The sequence below is a fragment of the Pseudomonas sp. GW823-FHT01D03 genome (genome assembly GCF_058798255.1).
This window is the reverse complement of the sequence record NZ_JBXAKK010000001.1, coordinates 2,770,026-2,795,201: the sequence shown is the minus strand read 5'-3', so window position 1 is coordinate 2,795,201 and position 25,176 is coordinate 2,770,026. Positions and strand designations below refer to the sequence as shown.

Below are 25,176 nucleotides of genomic sequence, written 5' to 3'. Positions count from 1 at the left end.
GGATTACCGGACTTCCCCTCCCCCCATGCGACCCGCCACCTCCAGCGCTGCCTTCGTTAACCACGTCCTTGACGTCGCCGAGCAACACGGCTGCGATGGCGACTGGCTGTTGCGGCAAACCGGACTTTCACGCGAGCAGTTGTCCGACTCGATTGTGCGCATCCCCATGCGCCAGCTGCGTAGCTTGCTGGAGCTGGCGGCGCTCAGCAGCAACCTGCCGCATTTCGGCCTGCTGGTCGGCGCCGCCGTACGCCCGGGCACCTACGGCGTGCTGGGTTATGTGCTGATGACCAGCGCGACGCTCGGCGAATCGCTGAACATGATTCTGCGGTTCGGCAAGATCGTTTACGACAGTCCGTCCAGCCAGACCCGGATTGTTATCGGCGACGGCCGCGTGACTCTCGAAGATCAGCGCATCAGTGAACTGGAACCTTACTGCGCCCTGCATCAGGAAGCGCTGATGGTCGGCTGGGCAGCGTTCGGCCGCTGGTTGATCGCAAGTCATCAGCCGATGCTCGAAGTCCGGATGATGCATCCGGCGCTGGGTGAGCCGGCGCTGTACGAAGACTTTTTTGGCTGTCCGGTGCAGTTCGAGGCCGGATGCAATGCGCTGGTGTTCGCCGAGTCGACACTCTCGGCACGAATCCAGGGCGCCGACCCGCGCATGCATCGCAGCATGTTGCTGGAGGCCGACTGGCAGTTGTGCCTGTCGTACCCGGCGCTTTCGGTGACGGATCGATTGCGCGCACTGCTCACCGAACAGTTGCCGACCGGTGATTTCAGCCTGAAAAGTCTGGCCCGGCAGTTGGCGATTTCGCCGCGCACCTTGCAGCGCAAACTGGCCGCCGAAGGGGAAAACTTCAATCAGGTGCTGGAAACCATGCGCATGGAACTGGCCGACCATTACCTGCGCCGCACCGAGACCAGCATCATGAACATCGCCCTGATGCTGGGTTACTCGCAGGCCAGTTCTTTCAGCCATTCCTTCCGTCAGGCACGCGGGATTTCACCGGTGGATTACCGCAAGTTGCTGCGCGCCAGATAAGCCCGATCACGGCTTCAGCTCCAGCAGTGGCTGGCCTTTTTTCACCACATAGGTCGCCAGTTCCACGCCTTTGTCCTGGCCGACGTTCTTCGCCACATGGGCCACGCCAGCCGGGATGAACAGCGAGTCCCCGGCCTTTAGCGTGACCGCCGGACGTCCCTCCAGCTGATACTCCAGCGTGCCGCTGAGCACATGCGCCACCTCGACACCGGGATGCGCATGCCGCGGCGCGGTGACACCCGGTTCGAAATCGATCCGCGCCTGTATCACCTCGCGATCCGCGGCGCCCAGGTCCTGACGAATCAGGTCGGTACGGCTCAGGCCCTGCTGCCAGCTCATGGCTTGAGCGTCTGCCGCCTGCGCCAGGCCGGTGAATGAAACCAGTGCGGCAACAGTGGCCAGAATCAGTGTGCGTTGCATGCAATTACCCTCTCGACAGTCATGGTGTGAAGGCCTGCACTGTGACTGCCGTGTGTAGCGGCGATGTGTCGAAAAACCCGGGTTTGGTCTCGCCGTGTATCGCGCGCAATGCTGGATACACGGCCATACAAAGCACACCGGCTGTGTATCACAGTGTGTACAGACGCCGCGGCGATACATGAACTTGAATCACCGCGCTTTTTCGACATGGGCCAGATACGTCCCGGCGTTCAAATGCCTGCAAGGTTTGCCGGGCTCGGCCCGCACCTGCCCCCAACAGGCTTGCCAAGGAGACTTCAGCATGAAAAACGCAGCATTCAACCGTATGAACATCCTCGCCGTGGCGCTGTTCGGCGCAATGGCGGCGACGCAAATGCCAACCGCCGCCGCCGCGCAACCGGCAACCGACGAGCACAGCGTCAGCTATTCCGCGCCCTCGCCGTTCGGCCCGCTCAAGCATGTAAAGGCCGGGCTGCTGGATGTGGCCTACGCCGAAACCGGTCCGGCGCAGGGGCCGGTGGTGATTCTGCTGCACGGCTGGCCGTACGACATTCATAGCTATGACGAGGTCGCGCCGCTGCTCGCCGCCAAGGGGTATCGGGTGCTGATGCCGTATGCGCGGGGGTATGGCGACACGCATTTCCTCTCGGACAAGACACTGCGTAACGGTCAGCCTGCGGCGCTGGCCAGCGACGTGATCGACTTCATGGATGCCCTGAACATCAAGCAAGCGGTGCTCGGTGGTTACGACTGGGGCGCACGCTCGGCAGACATCGTCTCGGCGCTATGGCCGGAACGGGTCAAGGCATTGGTGTCGGTCAGCGGCTACCTGATCGGCAATCAGGCTGCCGGGCAGAATCCGTTGCCGCCCAAGGCCGAATTGCAGTGGTGGTATCAGTTCTACTTCGCCACCGAACGTGGCCGCGACGGCTACCGGAAAAACACTCACGACTTCGCCAAGCTGATCTGGCAGCTCGCCTCGCCGAAGTGGGCGTTCGATGACGCCACGTTCGACCGCAGCGCCAAAGCGCTGGAAAACCCCGATCACGTCGAGATCACCGTGTTCAACTACCGCTGGCGTCTGGGCCTGGTGCAGGGCGAAGCGCAATACGCGGCGCTGGAGCAGAAACTCGCCAGCGCCCCGTCGATCAGCGTGCCGACCATCACCCTTGAGGGTGACGCCAACGGCGCGCCGCACCCGGCGCCTGAGGATTACGCCAAGCGGTTCACCGGCAAGTACCAGTTCCGCCTGGTCAACGGCGGCATCGGCCACAACCTGCCCCAGGAAGATCCGCAGGCGTTTGCTCAGGCAGTGATCGACGCCGATCACCTCTGAGGTCGAAGGCAGAAAACGCCTCGGTCTATTTGACCAGGCGTTTTTCCCTGGACGGGCGATAACCGAAAAACGCGCTGTAGCACTTGCTGAAATGGCTCGGCGAAACGAAACCGCAGGCGACCAGCACATCCATCTGCGACAGCTCGGTGTGCTGCAACAGGCGCCGGGCTTCGGTGATGCGCAGTTCCAGATAATAACGCTGCGGCGTGGTGCCGAGCTGCTCCTTGAACAAGCGCTCCAGCTGTCGCCGCGAGCGACCGGCGTACACCGCCAGTTGCTCCAGCTCCAGCGGCTCTTCGAGGTTGGCGTCCATCAGCTTGACCACCTCGCGCAACGGTGCGCTGACGCAGAGGTTTTCATCCGGTTTGATCCGCCGATACCGCGACTCCTCGAACGCCAGAATGTCCTCGATGCCTTCGACCAGCGCCTTGCCGTGCAGGCTCTTGATCCAATCCAGCGCCATATGGAAAGCTCCGGACGGACTCGACGCGGTGAGCCGGTCGCGATCAATGACATAAGGTTCACTGCTGACCTGGGTGGCTTTGGCAATTTCCGTCAGCGCCGGACGATGTTCCGGGTGGATCGCGCAACGAAAGCCATCGAGCAGCCCGGCGCGGCCGAGAAACCACGCACCGTTCCACAAACCGGCCAGACTGACCCCGCGTTCCGCTGCCGCGCGCAGCAGGCTGATCAACTCTTCGCTGGCCTTCAGCTCAGTGCGGTAGCCGCCGCACACCACCAGCAAGTCCAGATCCGCAAGACTGGCCGGATCAATCCGCGCATCCGGGCGAATCACCAGCCCCAGATCGCTGATCACCTCACCCTCACCCAAACCGAACGTGCGCGAGCTGAACAGTCCGGCGCGCAACAGGTTGGCGGTGATGATGGTGTCCAGCGCCTGGGTGAAGGCCGGCAGTGAAAAGTGCTCCAGCAACAGGAAACCGGTGCGGGTGATGCGGGTCTCGGCGGATTGCTCATTCAGATAGCGGAGGTTTTTACCCTTCATGCCTCCGCTGAATTGACGTCGTTCGATCAAGGTCTGGCCCATCGGTCATGTTGTTATGCGCCGATAGTTGGCTTGAAGGGCCAAAGAGTCAATCACGCTTGTGGCTGATGACTGGTCACGCAGTGAATCCCGCCGCCGCCGGCAGCGATCACATCGATGTTCAGCAGCTCGACTTTGCGCTCCGGGTACAGCTTCGACAGCAGGTCATAAGCCTTTTTATCCGCCTTCTTGTCGCCGAACTCCGGAGCGATGATCGCGCCGTTGATCACGAAATAGTTGATGTAACCCGCAGCGAAATCCGGGTTGTTCTGGTTGAACTTGCTCTTGCGCGGCTTGAGCGGCGGCGAAATCGTGTGGATCTGCAGTTTGCGACCATCAGCGTCGGTGGCTTTCCTGAGGATTTCCAGGTGCGCCAGCGTGACCTGGTGATCGTAGGATTCAGGGTCGTTGTCGAGGTTGGCAATGACCACACCGGGCTTGATGAACCGCGCATAGAAATCAACGTGGGCGTCGGTGATGTCCTTGCCCTTGATCCCCGGCAGCCAGATGATTTTGCGCAGGCCCAGACGTTCCTTCAATTCAGCCTCGACATCGGCCTTGCTCCAGCCGGGATTGCGGTTGCTGTTGATCCAGCTGCTTTCGGTCATGATCCCGGTTCCGTGGCCGTCGACTTCAATGCCGCCACCCTCGCCCACCAGTTCACTGCGCAGGTACGTCGCCTGGGCGTCGGCGGCCACTCGTGCAGCGATTTTCGCATCCTTGCTGTGCCGCTGTTTGTCGCCCCAACCGTTGAAATTGAAGTCGACCGCGCCGAGCCCGCCCTTGTCGTCGATGACAAAATTGGCACCGATGTCACGCATCCAGATGTCGTCGAGCGCGGCGGTCACGTAGGTGACGTTGCGGGTGCCGCAATACTCTTCGGCGAGGCTGCGTTCGCCACTGCGACACAACACCGTGACCGGTTCATAAACGGCAATGGTGCGGGCGATCCGGCCCAGCGCTGCCTGCACATCCGCGGTGAAATCTTCCCAGATCGCATCCTGTGCGCCGAAAGCAATGAAGGCGCGCTCGTGCGGGTCGCCCTCGTCGGGCATGAACCAATCTCCCGCGCTGGCCGCCAGCAGTTTGCCCGGCGCCAGGCCAAGGCCCATGGCTGCGCTGACACCTGCGGCGACCGATACCTGTTTGATGAATTCGCGACGCGTCGACATATCTGGTTTTCCTGAAAAGGGCCGGCGACCGGGCGCCGGCCATTGGATCATGGCTGAGTGGCGGTTTTGAATTTGGTCCAGGTGCGCATGCGGGCGCGCATATCAGCCTGAGGAATGTCCTTGCCCGGGATCAATCGAGCATAGGTCGCCTCGTCGAGGTAGATGTCCGGGTTGTTGCGCATCGCCGCATCGACGCTGTCCCGCGCCTTGGCGTTGGAAGTCGGGTAACCGGTGAAGTTACTGATCGCCGCCATGTTCTGCGGGCGCATCACGAAATTGATGAACGCGTAGGCGTATTCCGGGTGTTTCGCATCGACGGGAATCGCCATGGTGTCCATCCACACCGTGGTGCCTTCGCGAGGGATGCGGTACTCGAACCGGGTGGTCTTGCCGGCACTGTCCGAGGTGCGTTGGGCCTGGGTCATGTCGCCGCTGTAGCCCAGCGACAGGCACAGGTTGCCGTTGACCAGATCGGTCACCGGTTGCGACTGAAACTTACGCACATAAGGCCGCAACTTCATCAGCACCTCACTGGCCGCCGCCAGATCCACCGGTTTCGCGCTACGCGGATCGCGCCCCAGATAATTGAGCACCACTGCCAGCACTTCGTCCGGCGAGTCGATCAGCGAAATGCCGCAGTCGGCAAACTTCGCCGCCAGCTCCGGTTTGAACAGCATGTCCAGGCTGTTGACCGGCGCGTCGGCCATGCGTTGCTTGATCTGCGCCGCGTTGTAGGTCAGGCCGATGGTGCCCCAGGTGTAAGGCACGGTGGCCTGGCTGGAGTGTTCGTAATGGCTGCGCAGCTTCTGCAAACCGGGTTCGATGTCGGCCAGCGCCGTGAGCTTCGATGGGTCCAGCGGCATCAGGCTGCCGGCGCGCATCAGGCGCTCGGCGACGGTGTCGCCGGGGAAAATCAGGTCATAGCCGCTGCCACCTGAAAGCATCTTCGCTTCGAGCGTTTCGCTGCCGTCCATGACGTCGTAAATCACCTTGATCCCCGTTTCCGCGGTAAAGCGGCTCAGGGTGTCTTCGGCAAAATAATCGGCCCAGTTGTACAGCCGCATGGTTTTGTCCTCGGCGTGCAGCGACGGAATCACGCAGGTCAGCGCCAGGCTCAGAACGCCGACCAGTCGTTTGTGATGCTTAGCCATATCAAACCCCTTGAGCGTTCCAGCGTGCATGAAGATTGCGACCATCCTGACTGAGCAGCGCGCCGTACATGTCCGGCCTGCGGTCGCGGTAGATGCCCCAGCTCAGGCGCTCTTCGCGCATCGCATCGAGATCGAGGCTGTGCACCAGCACGCCCGTGCTGTCGCGATCGGCTTCGGCCAGCAACTTGCCCTTGTGATCGCTGATGAACGACGAACCGTAGAAGCTCATCTGCAGCGACGGATCGGTGCTCGCCACTTCGCGCCCGACCCGGTTGGCCGCCACCACCGGCAGCAGATTGGCGGCGGCATGGCCGCGCATGGTCATCTGCCAGTGGTCGCGAGAATCCAGCGCCGCGCAGCCCGGCTCGGAGCCGATAGCCGTGGGAAACAGCAGCACTTCAGCGCCCATCAACGCCAGGCAACGCGCAGTCTCGGGAAACCACTGATCCCAGCAGATACCCACGCCGAGGCGGCCGAACGCGGTGTCCCACACGCGGAAACCGCTATCGCCGGGGCTGAAATATTCCTTCTCCTGATAGCCGATGGCGTTGGGGATGTGGGTCTTGCGATACACCCCCGACAGACGCCCGTCGGCATCGGCCACACTCAACGAATTGAAGAAGGCGTTGCCGGCCCTCTCGAACCAGCTCAGCGGCAGCACCACGCCCAGCTCTTTGGCCAGCGCAGCGAAACGCTGCAGCACGCGGCTTTCGCGATACTCCTCGGCCAGCGCCAGATGTTTGTGGCTCTGCTCGATGCAGAAATACGGCGTGGCGAACAGCTCCTGCAACAGGATCACCTGCGCGCCCTTCGCGGCGGCCTCACGCACCAGTTGCTCGGCCTGATCGAGGTTGCGCGGCAGGTCCCAGGTGCACGGCATCTGAGTGGTGGCGATGGTCAGATTGCTCATCGCTCAACCCTCCACCGGCCAGGCGGGTTGCTGCTGGGTGATGCAATGCACCCCGCCGCCGCCATGGGCCAGATGATTGATACGCACCGGCACCACTTCGCGTCCGGGGAATGCCTGCGCCAGCACTTTGGCCGCCGCCTCGTCGGCCTCGATGCCGTAGGCCGGCATGATGATCGCGCCGTTGGCGATGTAGAAATTGGTGTACGAGGCGCAGAACACTTCGGCGTCGCTGTCCACCGCTTCGCTGGCTTCGTAGAGTTCGATCAGCTCGAATTTGCGGCCCTGTGCGTCGGTGGCCAGTTCCAGTGCACGACGGTTTTCGCGCACCACTTCGGCGTACACCGAGCTTTGGTCATGCGTCGCATCCACCAGCAATACCCCGGCACGGGCGAAGGCGCAGACGCCATCGACGTGGCCGTCAGTCATGTCGCCGGTGACGTAACCCGGATCGCCCGGCAGCCAGATGGTTTTCTTCACGCCGAGCAAACGGCTGAAAATCTCCTCCATTTCGGCCTTGCCAATGCCCGGGTTGCGATTGGGGTTGAGCAGCACCGACTCGGTGGTGATCAGCGTGCCCTCGCCGTCGACATGAATCGCCCCGCCCTCGTTGCTCAACGGCGTGCCGAAGCATTCCAGCCCCAGATGATTGAGTGCGCGCCGCGCGAGGCTTTCGTCCAGCTCATGCGCCGACTTGCCGCCCCAGGCGTTGAAGCGCCAACTGACACCGGCCAGCCCTTGTTGCGGGTGGCAGACAAAGCTCGGGCCGGAGTCGCGGCACCAGCTGTCGTTGACCGCCAGCGGGATCAGCTCGATGTTCGGCCCGCACAGGGCTTTGGCGCTCGCTAGCGCCGAAGGGTCCACGACCATTTTCACCGGTTCGAAGCGCGCGATGGCGTTGGCGACTCGGGCGAAATCTTCCTGCACCAGAGGCAAAGTCACGCGCCACCCCGACTCCCACAGCGCCTGGTTATGCGGCCAGACCATCCACGTCGCCGCGTGCGTCACCCATTCGGCAGGCATCATCCAAGCGTTGTTGTTATTCTCGTTGCGCGGCATGACAAGTACCTCTCGATTAAGCCATTGTGTTCGATGGAAATTGCCGGGATTTGGCGTGAGGTGAATGCTACGGCGCGCAAATCGCGTCAACAAACGATGGATTTAGCGCACAACTGATTAGAGGAACTTATCGATATGCTCAAGCACTGGCCGCCGCTCAGTTCCCTGCGCGGCTTCGAAGCGGCTGCGCGCCTCGGCAGTTTTCACAAGGCGGCCGATGAGTTGAGCCTCACCCAATCGGCGATCAGCCAGCAGATCCGCAGCCTCGAGGCGTACCTCGAACAACCGCTGTTCTTTCGCAGCGGCCGCAGCGTGGCGTTGACCGATGCCGGCCACGATCTGCTCAGCACCACCCAGGCGATGCTGCAGCAACTGGCGGTCGGTATCCGCCGTCTGGGGCAATATCAGAAGCCCAATCAACTGGTGCTCAACACCACGCCAGCGTTCGCCCGGCACTGGCTGCTGCCGCGTCTGGCAGATTTTCGGCGCCAGCATCCGCAAGTCGATCTGTGGATTTTCAGCACCGATGAAGTGCCGGACATGGCCACGCAAACCATCGACCTGGCGGTGCGCGACGACATCAGCTCCCAGGCTGAATGCAGCTTCAAGGTGCTGCATGCCGACCGCCTGTTTCCGGCGTGTCATCCCAGCGTTTTGGCGCAGCCCGCTGCGCAGCGCACCACCCTTCACGGTGAGCGGGAAATGGATTGGAGCCACTGGGCGGTGGAGGCCGGCGTCGATGTCGGGCAGCAGGATCAGGGGCTGAATTTTTCCGATCCAGGCCTGCTGCTCGATGCCGCTGCGGCGGGGCTGGGGATAGCACTGGTCAGTCAGTTGCTCAGCCGTCAGGCGCAGGAAAACGGGCTGTTGCAGCCCTTGGTGGAGCAAACTATTCGTGGGCCGAACTGGGCGCTGTTGACCCATCGCGACAGCGAGAATGATCCGCTGGCGCGCAGTTTCTGCGAGTGGCTGATCACTAACCTCGATGCTCAATGACCGGCGCATGCTGAGCCATCAGCTCCACGATCCAGTCAACGAACACCCGCAGTTTCAGGCTCACATGCCGGTTCGGCGGGTACGCCACATAGAGCGGCATCGGCTCAAGTTGCCAGTCCTCGAACAGCGGCACCAACTCGCCCCGGGCCTGATGCGCATGCGACATGTACCTGGGCAGCCACAGCACACCCATGCCGGCCAGCCCTGCCGCAAGGTAGGCGTTACCGTCGTCGACGGCGAGCACGTGGCGGCCTTTGATCTGCAGGTGCTCGCTGCCATTGTGCAAGGCGTAAGGCACCGGTTTGCCGGTGCGCGCCCAGAGAAAGCCGACCACCCGATGATGCGAGTCTTCCAGCTCGCGTGGATGCTGCGGCGTGCCGGCGCGGGCCAGGTAACTCGGCGCAGCGAAGACCCCGAGTTGAAGATCGGCCACCCGCCGCGCCATCAGCGACTGATCGAGCAATTCGCCGCCGCGCACCACGCAGTCAACGTTTTCATCGATGATGTCGACGATGCGGTCGCTGACACCCATATCGATCTGAATGTCCGGATAACGCGCATGAAACTCAGGCAATGCCGGCACCAGAATCAGCCTCGCCAGCGGACTCGGCACATCTACGCGCAAGCGTCCTCTGGGCAATGCCGAGGCGCCGGACAGACTGGTTTCAGCGTCGTCCATATCGGCCAACAGCTTGATGACTCGCTCGTAATAGATCGCGCCATCGGCAGTGACGTTGACCTTGCGTGTGGTGCGATTGAGCAACTTGACCCGCAGCCGGGCTTCCAACTGCTGGACGAGCTGAGTGACGGTGGTCTTGCTCATGTGCAAGGTCTCGGCCGCCTTGGTGAAACTGCCCGCCTCGACCACCCGGGCGAACGCCTGCATTGCATCGAAACGATCCACTTCTCGCCCTCCGATTGTTTGGAATCTGCAAACAGTGAACGCCAAGCTTGCGCGTTTATCGCCACTGCGCAAGTCCCTACAGTCACTCCATCAACAACCACCAAACAATGATGGAGATACCCATGACCCAGCGCGACGTCGTTTTCCCACCAGCCCGCCATGCGCTTTACGAGCGCCATCGCTATTCGCCGGCGATTCGTTCCAACGGCTTTCTGTTCGTCTCGGGACAGGTCGGCAGCCGTGAAGACGGCTCGCCCGAGCCGGATCTGCAGGACCAGGTGCGCCTGGCCTTCAACAACCTCAATGCGATCCTCGGTGCCGCCGGTTGCAGCTTCGCCGACGCGGTGGACGTCACGGTGTTCATGATTGATCCGCAAGCGACCTTCGAAACCATCTGGGAAGTGGTGCCGGAGTTCTGGGGCAGCGCACCGTATCCGACGATAACTGCGGTCGGCGTGACCTGGCTGGCCGGGTTTCAGTTCGAGATCAAGGTGATTGCCAAACTCCCGGAAACCCCATGATCGTAATCCGGGGTAAAACATCGTCGGACACCGCTGCTGGCCTTTGACAGCGCGGCTGCGTATAACCTCGCCGTTTCGTCTAACCTGATTGAGCGCCCGGGCGCGACACCGCGCCCGGTGGCGCTTAGAATGCGACGCTCATGAAACGGAGATTTCCATGCTCAAACGAACCCTGGCACTGACTGCTGGTCTGGCCCTGTCTTTTTCCGCTCTGGTGGCGCATGCCGCCGATGTGTTGCGGGTCAGCGCGATTCCCGATGAAGCCCCGACCGAATTGCTGCGCAAGTTCGAGCCGCTCGGTGCGTATCTGGAGCAGCAGTTGGGCATGAAAGTGCAGTTCGTTCCCGTGGCCGACTATCCGGCGGTGGTTGAAGCACTGGCGACCGACCGCCTCGACATGGCCTGGCTGGGCGGTTTCACCTTTGTTCAGGCACGCCTGAAGACCGACGCCACCACCCCGGTGATCCCGCTGGTGCAGCGCGAGCAGGACGCGCAGTTCACCAGCAAATTCATCACCGCCGACCCGAACGTGAAGAGCCTGGCCGACCTCAAGGGCAAGACCTTTGCCTTCGGTTCGGTGTCGTCCACCTCCGGCAGCTTGATGCCGCGCTACTTCATGCTGAAGAACGACAACATCAAGCCGGAAGCCTATTTCAGTCGCGTTGCCTATTCCGGCGCCCATGACGCCACTGTCGCCTGGGTTCAGGCGGGCAAGGTCGATGCCGGTGTGCTGAACGCCAGCGTCTGGCAAAAACTGGTGGACGCCGGCAAGGTCGACACCAGCAAGGTCAAGGTTTTCGCCACCACCCCGGCCTACTTCGATTACAACTGGACCGTGCGCGGCACCCTCGACCCGGCACTGGCGGCGAAGATCAAGAAAGCCTTCCTCGACCTCGACCCGGCCAACCCGGAGCAGAAGAAGATTCTTGATCTGCAGGCGGCCAGCCGCTTCATCGACACCAAACCCGAGAACTACAAGGGCATCGAGGAAGCTGCTCGCGCTGCCGAACTGTTGAAATGACCCTGAGCCTCACACAAGCCCGTCTGCACCACGCCAACGGAGTCGATGCGCTGCGTGGCGTCGACCTGCAGATTGGTGCGGGCGAACAGGTGGCGATCATCGGCCCGTCCGGGGCCGGCAAATCCAGTCTGTTGAACTTGCTGGCCACCGCATTGCGCCCCAGCAGCGGTGAAATCGAGGTGCTGGGCGAACGCCCTTGGCACCTCTCCGCCGGTCAACGGCAACGCCTGCGCGCACGTATTGGCCTGGTGCATCAAGCCCCACCGCTGCCGCCGCGCCAGCGCGTGGTGACGGCGGTGCTGGCCGGCAAACTCGGCCAGTGGAGTTTGGGCAAAAGCCTGCTTAATCTGCTGCATCCCACGGATATTCCCGGCGCCCGTGCGGCCCTCGCCCGCCTGGATCTGAGCGACAAACTCTTCGCTTACTGCCAGCAATTGTCCGGCGGCCAATTGCAGCGCGTGGGCATTGCCCGGGTGCTGTATCAGGCACCGGAGATTCTGCTGGCGGACGAACCGGTGTCGGCGATGGACCCGGTACTCGCCGGGCACACACTGTCGATCCTCTCGCAGCACGCCCGGGCACATAACGTCACGCTGGTGGCGAGCCTGCATGCGGTGGAACTGGCGCTGGCGCACTTTCCGCGCATCATCGGTTTGCGCGACGGCCAGATCCTGTTCGACAGCCCGGCCGAACAGGTCAGCCGCGAGATGTTCGATACGCTGTACGCCAACGAGCAATTGCAAAGCCCGACGACGCCCAGTGCGCCGCTGATTGTGCAGATCCCGCGATGCTGAGGGCCGATTCACGCGACCCGGCCGCCGCGCCGCGATTGTTGCTGACCCTGCTGGCACTTGCCCTGCTGTGGCCGGGGATCCAGCTCAGCGAACTGGACCTTGGCGTGCTGCTGCACAGCGACAGCCAGACCGAAATGGGTCGTTTCATCTCCGGGTTCTGGCCACCCGCGCATGACCACGATTTTCTCCAGTTACTGCTCAAGGCGACCCTGCAAACCCTGGCCATCGCCACCGCCGGTATGGCTCTGGCGCTGCTGCTGGCGGTGCCGGCGAGCCTGATTGCCAGTCGCGCACTGTCGTTGTCGGCGGCGTCCCGCAGCGGCATTCCCAGTCGGGTCGGAAGCTTGCTGCGCTGGCCGGTGCGCGGGCTGCTGATCTTCTTGCGCAGCGTGCCCGAGATCGTCTGGGCGCTGCTGTTTGTACGGGCCGTGGGCCTCGGCCCGGCGGCCGGTGTACTGGCGATCGCCATCACCTACAGCGGCATGCTCGGCAAGGTCTACGCGGAGATTTTCGAGTCCACCGACCAGCGTCCGGCGCATGCCTTGATGCAGGCCGGCAGCGGACGGCTCGCGGCGTTCGCCTACGGGATTCTGCCGAATGTCGCGGCGGAGTTGCTGTCGTACACGGTGTATCGCTGGGAGTGCGCGATTCGTGCGTCAGTGGTGATGGGGTTTGTCGGCGCCGGCGGCCTCGGCCAGCAGATCGATCTGTCGCTGCGCATGTTCGCCGGCGGTGAAGTGGCAAGCATGTTGCTGACCTTCCTGATTCTGGTGCTCGGTGCCGATCAACTCAGCCGCCTGCTGCGCTGGAGGCTGACATGAATCGCCTGATCAATCTGTTGCTGATCGTCGCGATTGGCGTCGCGGTCATCGCCTCGTTCGGCTACCTCGAACTCGACCTCGGTGAACTCGGCAGCGCCACCAGCCTCAAGCAGATGGGTGCCTACGCGCAGCGCTTTCTCAGCCCGGACCTGAGCGCCACGCACTTGCGGGCGATCCTCAAGGGCGCGCTGGAAACCCTCGCCATGTCGGCCCTCGGCACCCTGCTCGCAGCGGTGTTCGGCATCCTCCTCGCGCTGCCCGCCGCCGGACGCTTCGGCTGGCCGCTGCAAAGCGCTTCGCGCCTGCTGCTCAACGGCCTGCGAGCGATTCCGGAACTGGTGTGGGCGGCACTGATGGTGCTCGCCGCCGGCCTCGGCCCGAATGCCGGCACCCTGGCGCTGGCCCTGCACACCACCGGCGTGCTCGGCCGGTTGTTCGCCGAAGCGCTGGAAAATACCCCGCCGGAACCGGCCGAAGCGATCCGCTTGCAGGGCGGCAACCCGGTGCTCGCGTTCTGCTACGGCACCCTGCCCAACCTCGCTCCGCAATTGCTCGCGTATTGCCTGTATCGCTGGGAAAACAACATTCGCATGGCCAGCGTGCTGGGCTTCGTCGGTGCCGGGGGTTTGGGGCAGATGCTGTATGTCAGCCTCAGCCTGTTTCAGGAAGCGCAGGCGAGCACGGTGATTCTGGCGATGCTGATTCTGGTGCTGGGCGTGGATTCGCTGAGTGCGTGGAGCCGGCAGCGCTGGGTCAAGGCCTGACGCGCAAGCCTCAGGGCGTTGTCGCCAAGCGATACTGGCGCGGGGTGAATCCGGTCGAAGCCTTGAACTGCCGGGTGAACGCGCTGTGGTCGGTATAACCGCACTGCAGCGCCACTTCGGTGATCGGCAACTCGCCGTGCAACAGCCGATGCGCATGCTCAAGACGCACCTTCTGGATCATCTGCCGCGGCGTCAGGTGGAACACGCGCTTGCAGTAGCGCTCCAGTTGCGCCACTGAAATTCCGGCGATGCGCGTCAGTTCGCTCAGGCTGACGCGCTGATTGAAGTTCGCCCGGATGTACTCGTCTACCGCCGCCAGTCGCTGATACGCCGGATGGGTTTCGCTGGCGGTTTGCAGGTCGACGGAAATTCCCGCCAGGCCGATGATCCGGTTGTCGCGGTCGTACAGCGGACGCTTATGGGTCAGGCACCAGCCCGGTTCGCGGCTGCCGTACAGATGCAGCTCCAGCTGATCTTCCAGCACAAACCCTTCTTCCAGCACCCGTCGATCCTGCTCGGTGTAGCCCGGGCCCAATTGCGCCGGAAACACCTCGGCGCTGGTCTTGCCCAATAACGGTCGCAGGTCCTTCAAACCGCAGCGCTGCACCAGCGTCTGGTTGGCCATGACGTAGCGCGCCTGCGGATCCTTGATGAAGATCGCCGCGTTGGGAATCACATCGAGCATCGGCAACAGCAGCGCCACGCCGGCGAGCAGATCGTCAAGGCTGTGCGGTCGGCTCGCTTCGTTGTGCTGGCTCAGGATCGCAAACGCGTTCTGCGGCATGCCTTTCACTCCCCACTCGGTTTTATCACTTGCACGCAGATTGCCCCATGGCTGACATGCCTGTCGAGCCGGGCCTTTGCCGTGGGCCATTGTGCTGATTTCGTCATCGTCACCGGCAAAAAACATCAATCGCCCATGCCTGATGAGTTCACTGTAGCGCCACTGCACGCCCCTCCAACAACCAACAAGAAGGCGACGCTATGACAGGCCAAGGCAAGTTCAAGAAACAACTTTCACTGATAGACCTCACGTTCATCGGACTGGGGGCGATCTTCGGTTCGGGCTGGTTGTTCGCCGCCAGTCACGTATCGGCCATCGCCGGCCCGGCGGGGATCTTTTCCTGGCTGCTCGGTGGTTTCGCCGTATTGCTGCTGGGCATCGTCTACTGCGAATTGGGCGCCGCGTTGCCCCGTGCCGGCGGTGTGGTGCGTTACCCGGTTTACTCCCACGGCCCGCTGCTCGGCTACTTGATGGGCTTCATTACGCTGATCGCGTTTTCCAGCCTGGTGGCGATCGAAGTGGTCGCCTCGCGGCAATATGCGGCGGCGTGGTTTCCCGAGTTGACCAAGGTCGGCTCCAGCGACCCGACCGTGCTGGGCTGGTTCGTACAGTTCGGGCTGTTGTGCCTGTTTTTCCTGCTCAATTACCGCAGCGTGAAGACCTTCGCCATGGCCAACAATTTGGTCAGCGTGTTCAAGTTCATCGTGCCGCTGCTGGTGATCGGCGTGCTGTTCAGCTTCTTCAAACCGGCGAATTTCGAAGTGCACGGCTTTGCGCCGTTCGGCCTGTCCGGCATTGAAATGGCCGTGTCGGCCGGCGGGGTGATCTTCGCGTATCTGGGCCTGACGCCGATCATTTCCGTGGCCAGTGAAGTGAAGAACCCGCAACGCACGATCCCGATTGCGCTGATCCTGTCGGTGCTGCTGTCCACCGCAATCTACGTGCTGCTGCAAACCGCTTTCCTCGGCGGCATCCCGACCGAAATGCTCGCCAATGGCTGGGCCGGCGTCGCCAAGGAACTGGCCCTGCCGTACCGCGACATCGCTCTGGCACTGGGTGTCGGCTGGCTGGCGTATCTGGTGGTGGCCGATGCGGTGATCTCGCCCAGCGGCTGCGGCAATATCTACATGAACGCCACGCCACGGGTGATCTACGGCTGGGCGCAGACCGGGACGTTCTTCAAGATTTTCACCCGCATCGACGAAAAATCCGGCATCCCGCGCCCGGCGCTGTGGCTGACCTTTGGCCTGTCGGTGTTCTGGACCCTGCCGTTCCCGTCGTGGGAAGCGCTGATCAACGTGGTCTCCGCCGCGCTGGTATTGAGCTATGCGGTGGCGCCGGTGACGGTGGCCGCACTGCGTCGCAATGCGCCGGACATGCCGCGTCCGTTCCGGGTCAAGGGCATGAGCGTGCTTGGGCCGCTGTCGTTCATCATCGCCGCGCTGATTGTCTACTGGTCGGGCTGGGGCACCGTGTCGTGGTTGCTCGGCCTGCAAATCCTGATGTTTGTCATCTACCTGCTGTGCGGGCGCATGGTGCCGACCGCGCACCTCAATCTTGGCCAGCAAGTGCGCTCTTCGGCGTGGCTGATCGGCTTCTACGCGGTGACCATCGTCCTCTCCAAGCTCGGCAGTTTCGGCGGCATCGGCGTGCTCAGCCATCCGTTCGACACGGTGATCGTCGCGGTCTGCGCGCTGGCCATCTACTACTGGGGCGCGGCCACCGGCGTGCCGGCACGCCTGATTCGTCTGGAAACCGAGGACGACGAAAGCGAAGCCGCTGAATCCTCCACCCATTCGGCAACGGGCCAGCGCCCTGCTCACGCCTGACCTTCACTCAAGGGACGAACCATGAAACGACTGCACATCATCGATTCCCACACTGGCGGTGAACCCACGCGCCTGGTGATGAAAGGCTTCCCCGAGCTGCCCGGCAACAGCATGGCCGAGAAGCGCGATGCCTTGCGCGAGGGCCACGATCAATGGCGCCGCGCCTGCCTGCTGGAGCCCCGTGGCAACGACGTGCTGGTCGGTGCGCTGTACTGCGCGCCGGTGTCGCCGGATGCCACCTGCGGGGTGATTTTCTTCAACAACGCCGGCTACCTCGGCATGTGCGGCCACGGCACCATCGGCCTGGTCAACTCGCTGCATTACCTGGGGCTGATCGAACCGGGCGTGCACAAGATCGACACCCCGGTCGGCCCGGTCAGCGCCACGCTGCACGAAGACGGCGCGGTGACCCTGGGCAACGTCCCGGCCTGGCGCTACCGCAAACAGGTGCCGGTGGATGTGCCCGGTTACGGTCGCGTGTCCGGCGATATCGCCTGGGGCGGCAACTGGTTTTTCCTGGTTTCCGAGCACGGCCAGGACCTGCAGATGAGCAACGTCGACGCCCTGACCGATTACACCTGGGCGATGCTCAAGGCTCTCGAGGCCCAGGGCATCCATGGCGAGGACGGCGCGCTGATCGACCACGTCGAACTGTTTGCCGACGACGCCCACGCCGACAGCCGCAACTTCGTCATGTGCCCGGGCAAAGCCTACGACCGCTCGCCCTGCGGCACCGGCACCAGCGCCAAACTCGCCTGCCTGGCCGCTGACGGCAAACTCGCCGAAGGCCAGGTCTGGACTCAGGCCAGCATCACCGGCAGCCAGTTCGAAGGCCGCTTCGAATGGCACGGCGAGCGCGTGCGCCCGTTCATCACCGGCCGCGCCTACATGACCGCCGACGCCACCCTGCTGATCGACGAGCAGGATCCTTTCGCCTGGGGCATCTGAGTGCCCCGCTTTCTACCGATCTGAATGAATGTCCCGAGGAGCTACAACAATGAGCGATAACATCTTCACTGGCTGCATTCCCGCGCTGATGACCCCGTGCACCGCCGCGCGCAAACCTGACTTCGACGCACTGGTGGCCAAGGGTCGCGAGCTGATCGATATCGGCATGAGCGCGGTGGTTTACTGCGGCTCGATGGGCGACTGGCCGCTGCTGACCGAGGCTGAGCGTCAGGAAGGCGTGGCGCGTCTGGTCGCCGCCGGGGTGCCGACCATTGTCGGCACTGGCGCGGTCAACAGCCGTGAAGCGGTGTCCCATGCCGCGCATGCGGCGAAAGTCGGCGCCCATGGCCTGATGGTGATTCCACGTGTCTTGTCCCGTGGTGCTTCGGCCACCGCGCAAAAAGCCCACTTCGCCGCGATCCTCAACGCCGCGCCGAACTTGCCGGCGGTGATCTACAACAGCCCCTACTACGGCTTCGCCACCCGCGCCGACCTGTTCTTCGAACTGCGCCGCGAACACCCGAACCTGATCGGCTTCAAGGAGTTCGGCGGTGGCGCCGACTTGCGCTACGCCGCCGAAAACATCACCTCGCAGGACGATGCCGTGACCCTGATGGTCGGTGTCGATACGCAAGTGGTGCACGGCTTCGTCAACTGCAACGCCACCGGCGCGATCACCGGCATCGGCAACGCCCTGCCGCGCGAAGTGCTGCAATTGGTGGCGCTGAGCAAGCAAGCAGCCAAGGGCGATGCCAAGGCCCGACGTCTTGCCCGCGAACTGGAAGCGGCGCTGGCGGTGCTGTCGTCGTTCGATGAAGGTTGCGATCTGGTGCTGTATTACAAGCACCTGATGGTGCTCAACGGCGACCGCGAATACGCCCTGCACTTCAACGAAACCGACGCCCTCAGCGATGCCCAGCGCCGTTACGCCGAGACCCAGTACGCGCTGTTCCGTCAGTGGTACAAAAACTGGTCTGCCGAACAGAACCTCGCCTGACCGCAACCCCTGCCCCTGCTCCTGCCCCGGCGAGATGCCGGGGCTTCACCTCTTTTTTTCAAGGAAGCGTCATGACTCTGACAGGCCACATGTTGATCGGCGGCCGAGCCGTTGCCGGCAGCCGTGAAGCGATCCGCGCGATCAATCCCGCCACCGACGCGGCGCTGCAACCGGCCTACGCCGGGGGCAGCAGCGAGCATGTCGAACAGGCCTGCGCACTGGCGTGGCAGGCTTTTGATCGTTATCGCGAGACGTCCCTGGAGGCTCGCGCCGAATTTCTCGAAACCATCGCCAATGAGATCGAAGCCCTTGGCGATGCGCTGATCGACCGTGCCGTGGCCGAAAGCGGCCTGCCACGCGCACGTATTCAAGGCGAACGCGGGCGCACCTGCGGGCAATTGCGCACCTTTGCCCGCACCGTACGTGCCGGCGAATGGCTGGATGTGCGGATCGACAATGCTCAGCCTGAGCGTCAACCCGCTGCGCGTGCGGATCTGCGCCAGCGGCAGATCGCGCTGGGGCCAGTGGCCGTGTTCGGCGCCAGCAACTTTCCGCTGGCGTTCTCCGTGGCGGGCGGCGACAGCGCTTCGGCGCTGGCCGCCGGTTGCCCGGTGATCGTCAAGGCACACAGCGCGCATCCCGGCACCAGTGAACTGGTCGGCCAAGCGCTGAGTCGCGCGGTGAAAAAGTGTGCATTGCCTGAGGGCGTGTTTTCGCTGCTGTTCGGTTCCGGCAATGAGGTCGGCATTGCGTTGGTCAGCGATTGGCGCATCAAGGCGGTGGGCTTCACCGGCTCGCGCAGTGGCGGCCTCGCCCTGAGCCGAGCGGCGCAAGCGCGGCCGGAACCGATTCCGGTGTATGCGGAAATGAGTTCGATCAATCCGGTGCTGCTGTTTCCCGCAGCGCTCGCCGCACGGGGCGAAGCGTTGGCGCAGGGCTTTGTCGCCTCGCTGACTCAGGGCGCCGGGCAGTTCTGCACCAATCCCGGGCTGGTCATTGCTCGCCAGGGGACGGCACTGGACAGTTTCATCGCCGCTGCCGCCGAAGGGGTCCAGCGCAGCCCGGCGCAGACCATGCTTACGCCGGGGATTTTCCGGGCCTATTCAAGCGCGGTCGCCGCGTTGGCCGAACATCCTCAGGCGCAACGCGTGGCGAGCGGTCTCGCGACTGAAGGGCCGAACCAGTGTCAGGCGCAGTTGTTCGTCACTCAGGCGCAGGACTTCCTCGCTGATGTGCGTCTGCAAGGTGAAATATTCGGCTCGGCGTCGCTGATCGTGCGATGTGCCAACGACGATGAAATCCGTCAGGTCTGCGAGCACCTCGAAGGCCAATTGACCGCCACCCTGCACCTGGATGACGCCGATCTGGATCACGCCCGGGCCTTGTTGCCAACACTGGAGCGCAAGGCCGGACGCCTACTGGTCAACGGCTGGCCGACCGGGGTCGAAGTGTGCGATGCGATGGTGCATGGCGGGCCGTTCCCGGCCACGTCGGATTCGCGCAGCACCTCGGTCGGCACGGCGGCGATCCTGCGTTTCCTGCGTCCGGTGTGTTATCAGGATTTTCCCGACAGCCTGCTGCCGCAGCCGCTGAAACAGGCGAATCCGCTGCAATTACGGCGCTTGCTCGACGGCCAGAGGGAAGCCTGAACATGCCCGACAACCTCACAGCGGACAACGCCGATATCGCGGTGATCGGCGCCGGCATCATCGGTGTCGCCTGCGCCCTGCAACTGGCGCGTCAGGGTAAACGGGTGGTGGTCATCGACCGCCAGCCACCCGGTCATGGCGCCTCGTTCGGCAACGCCGGGCATCTGGCCACCGAGCAGGTGTTCCCGATTGCCGATGCGTCGATCCTCAAGCGTCTGCCGGCGATGCTGATGGACCCGATGGGACCACTGCGCCTGGACTGGAAGTATCTGCCACGCGCCGTGCCGTGGTTCACCCGCCTGCTGCTGAACCTGCGCCCCGCGCCGTTTCAGCGCACCGTGGCCGGTTTGCGCGCGCTGAATGAAAGCAGCCTCGACGCCTGGAAGCGCCTGCTGCACAGCATCGCCCGCCCCGACCTGCTCAAGGAGGATGGCTCGCTGCTGGTGTTCGAGCGCGCCGAGTCGCGGCCAGCCATCGATGCCTTGCAGGCGCGCATGCGTCAGCAGCAGGTGCCGGTGGAGTTGTGGTCGGCCAACGCCGTAAGGAAGCGCGCGCCGCAGCTCAGTGAACAGATTCATGGCGGATTGTTCTACCCGCGCACCGGGCATTTTCTCGATCCGTATCAAGTGGTGTGTGAACTGGTGAGCGCCGCCAAAACGGCCGGCGTGCAGTTCTTCCAGCAGGAAGTTCAGGGCGGCCAGTTGCAGGAGCATGGCGTGTCGTTGCTCACAGATCAGGGCCGCGTCACCGCGCGGCAGGTGCTGATCGCCTGTGGCGCGCACTCGGCGAAGCTCACCACTGCGCTGACCGGTAAACGCGTGCCGCTGGACACCGAGCGCGGCTATCACCTGATGTTGCCGCACGAGCACGGACGCCTGCCGTTCGCCGTCACCTCGCTGGAGCGCAAGTTCATCATGACGCCAATGACCGGCGGCCTGCGCCTGGCCGGTACGGTGGAGTTCGCCGGCCTGCAGCGCCCGCCGTTCATGGAGCGCGCCTGGCAATTGCATCACTTGAGCAAGGGCTTGTTCCGCCATGATTTGAATGTGGAGGACGCGACGCCGTGGATGGGTTTTCGTCCGTCGCTACCGGATTCGTTGCCGGTCATCGACAAGGTCTGCGACGGCAAGGTGCTGCTCGCGTTCGGGCATCAGCATCTGGGGCTGACGCAGGCGGCGGTGACTGCCGAGATGATTGCTCAGTTGGCGTCTCCCTCGACCCATTCCGGCGTGCCGACGATGGATGCCTATCGACTGGGTCGTTTCTGAGATACCGATGAAACGTTTTTGGTTTCATACTGAGCGCCGACCTTGGCCCCGCGCATATGGAACCGACTATGACTTCATCAATGGATACCCAGACACCCGAGCCACAAGCGATCTGCAACCCGATCACCAGCAGCGCGATCTTCATCGTCGCCACGCTGCTGCCCGGCAGCGACGCCGCCAGTCAGGTGCGCGGCTGGTGCGGCGACATCGCCGCCCTCACCCGTTCGGTTGGCAAACGCGTGCCCAGCGGTAACTTGTCGTGTGTCTGCGGGTTCAGCGCCAACGCCTGGGACGCCCTGTTCGGCAGCCCGCGCCCAGCCTCGCTGCATCCGTTCCGCGAGTTCGGCGTCGAGGGCCGCCGCGCCGTAGCCACCCCCGGCGACATCCTGCTGCACATCCGTGCCGATCAGATGGACCTGTGTTTCGAACTGGCGACCCAGCTGTGCAGCGCGCTCAATGGCGCGATCACCGTGGTGGATGAGGTGCAGGGGTTCCGCTACTTCGACATGCGCAGCATCATCGGTTTCGTCGATGGCACCGAGAACCCGGTGGGCCGCAAGGCAGACCACTTCACCCTGATCGGCAACGAAGACCCGGCATTCGAATCCGGCAGTTATGTGCTGGTGCAGAAGTACCTGCACAAGATGGAGGCGTGGAATGCGTTGAGCGTCGAGGCTCAGGAGAAGGTGATCGGCCGCACCAAGCTGGCCGACATCGAACTCGGTGAAGAGGTCAAGCCGAGCAATTCCCACAGCGCCCTGACCACCATCACCAAGGACGGTCAGGAGCAGAAGATTCTGCGCGACAACATGCCGTTCGGTCGTCCGGGGGCTGGCGAGTTCGGCACCTATTTCATTGGTTACGCGCGCTCGCCGGAACCGATCGAGCAGATGCTGGAGAACATGTTTGTCGGTAACCCCGTCGGCAACTACGACCGTTTGCTGGACTTCAGCACGGCAGTCACCGGGGGGCTGTTCTTTGTGCCGTCAGCCGACTTGCTCGAAGACCTCGCGGAGCGCGAGCCCGCGCAGGCGTGACACCGTAGCGCCACGCCCGCCCGTCACTCAGTGTGGCGCGCGCGGGATGGTTTTCAGCAGGTCTTCCGGACTGATGTGGCCAACCACGCTGCCCGGTTGCGGCATGTTGAGGATGTGGCCTTTCATCTTGCCGATGATGTGCATCTCGCACGGCTTGCAGTCGAACTTCAGGGTCAGCACTTCGTCGCCGTGAATCAGCTGCATCGGCGCGACTTTGGTGCGCACGCCGGTCACGCCTTTCGCCTGTTTCGGGCACAGGTTGAACGAGAAACGCAGGCAGTGCTTGGTGATCATCACCGGCACTTCACCGGCCTCTTCGTGCGCCTCGTACGCCGCATCGATCAGCTTCACGCCATGACGGTGGTAGAAGTCGCGGGCCTTCTGGTTGTAGACGTTGGCCAGGAACGACAGGTGCGACTCCGGGTACACCGGCGGCGGCGTGGTTTCGGCCTTGCGGCTGCCACGCGGGTGCGCGGCGACGCGGGCGGCGGTCAGGGCTTCGATGACTTCACGGCGCAAGGCCTTGAGCTGCGAGTTCGGAATGAAAAACGCCTGCGGCGCATCGAGCTTGATGTCGGTGGCGTGGTACTGGGTGGTACCGAGCTGGCCGAGCAGATCCTGCAATTGCTCCAGCGCCTGTTCCGGCTTGTTGGCAACACCGAACGGGCCGTTCAGAGTCACGCTGGCGCTGATGCCCTCTTCACTGGTCGCAGTCACTTCCAGCTGCTCTTCACGCAGGCGTGCAACCCAGCTCAATGCGACACGACGCTCGGCAGAGGTCTTCTGCAGCGCCTGTTGCCAGTTGTGGTCGAGGTTGCGATTGAGCGGATGGTTCGGCCGCAGCTTGTACAGGCCTTCGGGCATTTCGTTCGGCTCGACGCGGTAGCGATAGCGCTTCTCGCCGTCTTCTTCGAACTCGCCTTTGGGCTCGGCGATGTTGGCGCGGAAACCCACGACTTCACGCTTGACCAGCACATTGAGGCCGTCGCCGTTGGACAGCGGCTCCTGCGTCACCACCTGCATGTCACGCTTGCCGACTTTCTCGACGGTGCCCACTGGCAGGCCGGTGAAGGTCGGCGAGTCGAACGCGCCGATATCGATCTTGCGATCGGTGACGAAGTAGTCGGTGCTGCCACGGTGGAAGGTCTTTTCCGGGTCCGGCAGGAAGAAGTGCGCGGTGCGGCCGCTGGAAGCGCGGGCCAGGTCCGGGCGGTCTTCGAGCACGTCGTCGAGGCGCTGGCGGTAGTAGGCAGTGATGTTCTTCACATAGCCCATGTCCTTGTAGCGACCTTCGATCTTGAACGAACGCACACCGGCTTCGACCAGCGCGCGGATGTTGGCGCTCTGGTTGTTGTCCTTCATCGACAGCAGGTGTTTTTCGTAGGCGATCACCCCACCCTTTTCGTCTTTGAGGGTGTACGGCAAACGGCAGGCCTGGGAGCAGTCGCCACGGTTGGCGCTGCGCCCGGTCTGCGCGTGAGAGATGTTGCACTGCCCGGAGAACGCCACGCACAGTGCGCCGTGAATGAAGAATTCGATCGCGGCATCGGTTTCGTCGGCGATGGCGCGAATTTCTTTGAGGTTCAGCTCACGGGCCAGTACCAGTTGCGAGAAACCGGCCTGATCGAGGAACTTCGCCCGCTCAAGGGTGCGGATGTCGGTCTGGGTACTGGCATGCAGTTCGATCGGCGGGATGTCCAGTTCCATCACGCCCAGATCCTGGACGATCAGCGCGTCGACACCGGCGTCGTACAACTGGTGGATCAGCTTGCGCGCCGGCTCCAGTTCGTTGTCGTGCAGGATGGTGTTGATGGTGGTGAAAATGCGCGCGTGATAACGGCGGGCAAATTCCACCAGCTCGGCGATTTCGCTCACCTCGTTGCAGGCGTTATGGCGCGCGCCGAAGCTCGGGCCACCGATGTACACGGCGTCGGCGCCGTGCAGGATCGCCTCGCGGGCAATCGCCACGTCACGGGCGGGGCTGAGCAATTCCAGATGATGCTTGGGCAAGGACATAGTTTTTTTAGTCAGGCTGTCACGGTTAAGGCGCGCATTGTAGCCGCGAAACGCCCGAGCGGCACGCCTGTGCTGCCAAGTGGCAGATGACCTCGCTCCAATCCGACACGAGAGTCTCCCGTAGGAGTGAGCCTGCTCGCGATGATGGTGGCACAGTCAACGTTGATGGTGGCTGATTTACCGCTATCGCGAGCAGGCTCACTCCTACAGGGGGCGGTCAGGCCTTGGCGGCCATTGCGGTGACTTCCACGCGCATGCCTTCCACCGCCAGCGACGCCACGCCCACCGCCGCACGCACCGGCCATGGCCTGGCGAAGAAGCGCTTGTAGACTTCGTTGAAAGCCGCGCGATCGGCCATGTCGGTGAGGTAGATGGTCAGGTGCATCACGCGATCCATCGAACTGCCCGCCCGCTCCAGCGCCACTTTCAGCGCCTGCAGGGTGCATTCGCTTTGCAGGGTGATATCGCCCAGCTCCAGGCTGCCGTCGGCGCGGGTCGGGATCTGGGTCGAAACCAGAATGCCGTTGAAGCCGACAACGTCGCTGGAAATCGAATCTGCATCCGGATCAGGGGTGAAGCTGAGGTCTTGATTAGCCATGAAAGTCTCTTGTCTGGAGAGATTGAGGGGCGCCGGCCAGCAACGCACCGGGACTTTTCGCCGGGGAGTTTACAACAGTCCCCCGCTTTGGCTC

General features: G+C 63.2%; 24 protein-coding genes. 14 read left to right on the top strand and 10 right to left on the bottom strand.

Annotated elements, in window-relative coordinates:
- Positions 1–25 precede the first annotated feature (25 nt).
- Positions 26–1,045, top strand: a complete 1,020-nt coding sequence (locus tag AC1RBR_RS12135; RefSeq protein WP_492564580.1) for an AraC family transcriptional regulator — start codon at positions 26–28, stop codon at positions 1,043–1,045.
- A 6-nt stretch (positions 1,046–1,051) separates the two neighbouring features.
- On the opposite strand, the gene AC1RBR_RS12130 is transcribed toward AC1RBR_RS12135, so the two are convergent.
- Positions 1,052–1,465, bottom strand: a complete 414-nt coding sequence (locus tag AC1RBR_RS12130) for a cupin domain-containing protein (RefSeq protein ID WP_492564578.1) — start codon at positions 1,463–1,465, stop codon at positions 1,052–1,054.
- A gap of 301 nt (positions 1,466–1,766) precedes the next feature.
- Between AC1RBR_RS12130 and AC1RBR_RS12125 the strand changes: the two genes are divergently transcribed.
- Complete coding sequence (locus AC1RBR_RS12125) at positions 1,767–2,801, top strand: alpha/beta fold hydrolase (RefSeq protein WP_492564577.1); 1,035 nt, start codon at positions 1,767–1,769, stop codon at positions 2,799–2,801.
- A 25-nt stretch (positions 2,802–2,826) separates the two neighbouring features.
- Here the strand turns inward: AC1RBR_RS12125 and AC1RBR_RS12120 are convergent, their stop codons facing one another.
- Genes AC1RBR_RS12120 through AC1RBR_RS12100 form a run of 5 tightly spaced genes read right to left on the bottom strand, consistent with a single transcriptional unit; the run spans position 2,827 to position 8,135 of the window.
- The gene (locus tag AC1RBR_RS12120) at positions 2,827–3,849 is read right to left on the bottom strand and encodes a GlxA family transcriptional regulator (RefSeq protein WP_492564575.1); all 1,023 of its coding nucleotides are present in this window, start codon (positions 3,847–3,849) and stop codon (positions 2,827–2,829) included.
- A 50-nt stretch (positions 3,850–3,899) separates the two neighbouring features.
- A complete protein-coding gene (locus AC1RBR_RS12115) occupies positions 3,900–5,018 on the bottom strand; it encodes an agmatine deiminase family protein (protein ID WP_492564573.1) in 1,119 nt (372 codons plus the stop codon).
- A 47-nt stretch (positions 5,019–5,065) separates the two neighbouring features.
- Positions 5,066–6,169, bottom strand: a complete 1,104-nt coding sequence (locus AC1RBR_RS12110; RefSeq protein WP_492564571.1) for an extracellular solute-binding protein — start codon at positions 6,167–6,169, stop codon at positions 5,066–5,068.
- A gap of 1 nt (position 6,170) precedes the next feature.
- Positions 6,171–7,079 (bottom strand): N-carbamoylputrescine amidase, encoded by a 909-nt coding sequence (gene aguB / locus AC1RBR_RS12105; RefSeq protein WP_492564569.1) that lies wholly within the window; start codon positions 7,077–7,079, stop codon positions 6,171–6,173.
- Between the two features lie 3 nt (positions 7,080–7,082).
- Positions 7,083–8,135, bottom strand: a complete 1,053-nt coding sequence (locus AC1RBR_RS12100) for an agmatine deiminase family protein (protein WP_492564567.1) — start codon at positions 8,133–8,135, stop codon at positions 7,083–7,085.
- A 135-nt stretch (positions 8,136–8,270) separates the two neighbouring features.
- Here AC1RBR_RS12100 and AC1RBR_RS12095 point away from each other — a divergent pair, with 135 nt between their 5' ends.
- The gene (locus tag AC1RBR_RS12095) at positions 8,271–9,131 is read left to right on the top strand and encodes a LysR substrate-binding domain-containing protein (protein ID WP_492564566.1); all 861 of its coding nucleotides are present in this window, start codon (positions 8,271–8,273) and stop codon (positions 9,129–9,131) included.
- Here the strand turns inward: AC1RBR_RS12095 and AC1RBR_RS12090 are convergent.
- The gene (locus AC1RBR_RS12090; protein ID WP_492564564.1) at positions 9,112–10,035 is read right to left on the bottom strand and encodes a LysR family transcriptional regulator; all 924 of its coding nucleotides are present in this window, start codon (positions 10,033–10,035) and stop codon (positions 9,112–9,114) included. The two genes, AC1RBR_RS12095 and AC1RBR_RS12090, sit on opposite strands and share 20 nt — an antisense overlap.
- Positions 10,036–10,157: 122 nt before the next feature.
- Here AC1RBR_RS12090 and AC1RBR_RS12085 point away from each other — a divergent pair, with 122 nt between their 5' ends.
- The 5 genes from AC1RBR_RS12085 (at position 10,158) to phnE (ending at position 13,956) form a co-directional block, all read left to right on the top strand.
- Positions 10,158–10,556: a RidA family protein gene (locus AC1RBR_RS12085; protein ID WP_492564562.1), complete on the top strand. Its 399-nt coding sequence runs from the start codon at positions 10,158–10,160 to the stop codon at positions 10,554–10,556.
- A gap of 157 nt (positions 10,557–10,713) precedes the next feature.
- Positions 10,714–11,577, top strand: coding sequence for a putative selenate ABC transporter substrate-binding protein (locus AC1RBR_RS12080; protein WP_095135363.1), 864 nt, complete (start codon positions 10,714–10,716; stop codon positions 11,575–11,577).
- Complete coding sequence (locus AC1RBR_RS12075) at positions 11,574–12,371, top strand: phosphonate ABC transporter ATP-binding protein (RefSeq protein WP_492564560.1); 798 nt, start codon at positions 11,574–11,576, stop codon at positions 12,369–12,371. The genes AC1RBR_RS12080 and AC1RBR_RS12075 overlap by 4 nt, the downstream gene beginning before the upstream one ends.
- Positions 12,365–13,192, top strand: a complete 828-nt coding sequence (locus tag AC1RBR_RS12070; RefSeq protein WP_330207475.1) for a PhnE/PtxC family ABC transporter permease — start codon at positions 12,365–12,367, stop codon at positions 13,190–13,192. Before AC1RBR_RS12075 ends, AC1RBR_RS12070 begins: the two co-directional genes overlap by 7 nt.
- A complete protein-coding gene (gene phnE / locus AC1RBR_RS12065; protein WP_492564558.1) occupies positions 13,189–13,956 on the top strand; it encodes a phosphonate ABC transporter, permease protein PhnE in 768 nt (255 codons plus the stop codon). Before AC1RBR_RS12070 ends, phnE begins: the two co-directional genes overlap by 4 nt.
- Before the next feature lie 10 nt (positions 13,957–13,966).
- Here phnE and AC1RBR_RS12060 read toward each other — a convergent pair whose 3' ends face one another.
- On the bottom strand, positions 13,967–14,740 hold the full coding sequence (locus tag AC1RBR_RS12060; protein WP_492567229.1) for a helix-turn-helix domain-containing protein: 774 nt from the start codon (positions 14,738–14,740) through the stop codon (positions 13,967–13,969).
- Between the two features lie 200 nt (positions 14,741–14,940).
- Here AC1RBR_RS12060 and AC1RBR_RS12055 point away from each other — a divergent pair, with 200 nt between their 5' ends.
- The 6 genes from AC1RBR_RS12055 to AC1RBR_RS12030 all read left to right on the top strand — a co-directional run bounded on the left by AC1RBR_RS12055 (position 14,941) and on the right by AC1RBR_RS12030 (position 22,468).
- Complete coding sequence (locus AC1RBR_RS12055; protein WP_492564556.1) at positions 14,941–16,569, top strand: APC family permease; 1,629 nt, start codon at positions 14,941–14,943, stop codon at positions 16,567–16,569.
- 21 nt (positions 16,570–16,590) lie between these two features.
- Positions 16,591–17,517, top strand: coding sequence for a 4-hydroxyproline epimerase (locus tag AC1RBR_RS12050; RefSeq protein ID WP_492564554.1), 927 nt, complete (start codon positions 16,591–16,593; stop codon positions 17,515–17,517).
- Positions 17,518–17,566: 49 nt separating this feature from the next.
- Positions 17,567–18,514 (top strand): dihydrodipicolinate synthase family protein, encoded by a 948-nt coding sequence (locus AC1RBR_RS12045; protein ID WP_027613817.1) that lies wholly within the window; start codon positions 17,567–17,569, stop codon positions 18,512–18,514.
- A 71-nt stretch (positions 18,515–18,585) separates the two neighbouring features.
- A complete protein-coding gene (locus tag AC1RBR_RS12040) occupies positions 18,586–20,163 on the top strand; it encodes an aldehyde dehydrogenase (NADP(+)) (protein ID WP_492564552.1) in 1,578 nt (525 codons plus the stop codon).
- 2 nt (positions 20,164–20,165) lie between these two features.
- Entirely contained in the window at positions 20,166–21,431 is a 1,266-nt protein-coding gene (locus AC1RBR_RS12035) for an NAD(P)/FAD-dependent oxidoreductase (protein ID WP_492564550.1), read from the top strand.
- 68 nt (positions 21,432–21,499) lie between these two features.
- A complete protein-coding gene (locus AC1RBR_RS12030; protein WP_492564548.1) occupies positions 21,500–22,468 on the top strand; it encodes a Dyp-type peroxidase in 969 nt (322 codons plus the stop codon).
- 27 nt (positions 22,469–22,495) lie between these two features.
- On the opposite strand, the gene AC1RBR_RS12025 is transcribed toward AC1RBR_RS12030, so the two are convergent.
- Entirely contained in the window at positions 22,496–24,484 is a 1,989-nt protein-coding gene (locus AC1RBR_RS12025; RefSeq protein WP_003224378.1) for a peptidase U32 family protein, read from the bottom strand.
- A gap of 217 nt (positions 24,485–24,701) precedes the next feature.
- Complete coding sequence (locus AC1RBR_RS12020; RefSeq protein ID WP_492564546.1) at positions 24,702–25,082, bottom strand: RidA family protein; 381 nt, start codon at positions 25,080–25,082, stop codon at positions 24,702–24,704.
- Between the last annotated feature and the right edge of the window lie 94 nt (positions 25,083–25,176).

What these genes read in the sequence shown, in the direction of transcription:
- AC1RBR_RS12135 (WP_492564580.1), top strand. Translation starts at nt 26, where the DNA reads ATGCGACCCGCCACCTCCAGCGCTGCCTTCGTTAACCACGTCCTTGAC.
- AC1RBR_RS12130 (WP_492564578.1), bottom strand. Translation starts at nt 1,465, where the DNA reads ATGCAACGCACACTGATTCTGGCCACTGTTGCCGCACTGGTTTCATTC.
- AC1RBR_RS12125 (WP_492564577.1), top strand. Translation starts at nt 1,767, where the DNA reads ATGAAAAACGCAGCATTCAACCGTATGAACATCCTCGCCGTGGCGCTG.
- AC1RBR_RS12120 (WP_492564575.1), bottom strand. Translation starts at nt 3,849, where the DNA reads ATGGGCCAGACCTTGATCGAACGACGTCAATTCAGCGGAGGCATGAAG.
- AC1RBR_RS12115 (WP_492564573.1), bottom strand. Translation starts at nt 5,018, where the DNA reads ATGTCGACGCGTCGCGAATTCATCAAACAGGTATCGGTCGCCGCAGGT.
- AC1RBR_RS12110 (WP_492564571.1), bottom strand. Translation starts at nt 6,169, where the DNA reads ATGGCTAAGCATCACAAACGACTGGTCGGCGTTCTGAGCCTGGCGCTG.
- aguB (WP_492564569.1), bottom strand. Translation starts at nt 7,079, where the DNA reads ATGAGCAATCTGACCATCGCCACCACTCAGATGCCGTGCACCTGGGAC.
- AC1RBR_RS12100 (WP_492564567.1), bottom strand. Translation starts at nt 8,135, where the DNA reads ATGCCGCGCAACGAGAATAACAACAACGCTTGGATGATGCCTGCCGAA.
- AC1RBR_RS12095 (WP_492564566.1), top strand. Translation starts at nt 8,271, where the DNA reads ATGCTCAAGCACTGGCCGCCGCTCAGTTCCCTGCGCGGCTTCGAAGCG.
- AC1RBR_RS12085 (WP_492564562.1), top strand. Translation starts at nt 10,158, where the DNA reads ATGACCCAGCGCGACGTCGTTTTCCCACCAGCCCGCCATGCGCTTTAC.
- AC1RBR_RS12080 (WP_095135363.1), top strand. Translation starts at nt 10,714, where the DNA reads ATGCTCAAACGAACCCTGGCACTGACTGCTGGTCTGGCCCTGTCTTTT.
- AC1RBR_RS12075 (WP_492564560.1), top strand. Translation starts at nt 11,574, where the DNA reads ATGACCCTGAGCCTCACACAAGCCCGTCTGCACCACGCCAACGGAGTC.
- AC1RBR_RS12070 (WP_330207475.1), top strand. Translation starts at nt 12,365, where the DNA reads ATGCTGAGGGCCGATTCACGCGACCCGGCCGCCGCGCCGCGATTGTTG.
- phnE (WP_492564558.1), top strand. Translation starts at nt 13,189, where the DNA reads ATGAATCGCCTGATCAATCTGTTGCTGATCGTCGCGATTGGCGTCGCG.
- AC1RBR_RS12060 (WP_492567229.1), bottom strand. Translation starts at nt 14,740, where the DNA reads ATGCCGCAGAACGCGTTTGCGATCCTGAGCCAGCACAACGAAGCGAGC.
- AC1RBR_RS12055 (WP_492564556.1), top strand. Translation starts at nt 14,941, where the DNA reads ATGACAGGCCAAGGCAAGTTCAAGAAACAACTTTCACTGATAGACCTC.
- AC1RBR_RS12050 (WP_492564554.1), top strand. Translation starts at nt 16,591, where the DNA reads ATGAAACGACTGCACATCATCGATTCCCACACTGGCGGTGAACCCACG.
- AC1RBR_RS12045 (WP_027613817.1), top strand. Translation starts at nt 17,567, where the DNA reads ATGAGCGATAACATCTTCACTGGCTGCATTCCCGCGCTGATGACCCCG.
- AC1RBR_RS12040 (WP_492564552.1), top strand. Translation starts at nt 18,586, where the DNA reads ATGACTCTGACAGGCCACATGTTGATCGGCGGCCGAGCCGTTGCCGGC.
- AC1RBR_RS12035 (WP_492564550.1), top strand. Translation starts at nt 20,166, where the DNA reads ATGCCCGACAACCTCACAGCGGACAACGCCGATATCGCGGTGATCGGC.
- AC1RBR_RS12030 (WP_492564548.1), top strand. Translation starts at nt 21,500, where the DNA reads ATGACTTCATCAATGGATACCCAGACACCCGAGCCACAAGCGATCTGC.
- AC1RBR_RS12025 (WP_003224378.1), bottom strand. Translation starts at nt 24,484, where the DNA reads ATGTCCTTGCCCAAGCATCATCTGGAATTGCTCAGCCCCGCCCGTGAC.
- AC1RBR_RS12020 (WP_492564546.1), bottom strand. Translation starts at nt 25,082, where the DNA reads ATGGCTAATCAAGACCTCAGCTTCACCCCTGATCCGGATGCAGATTCG.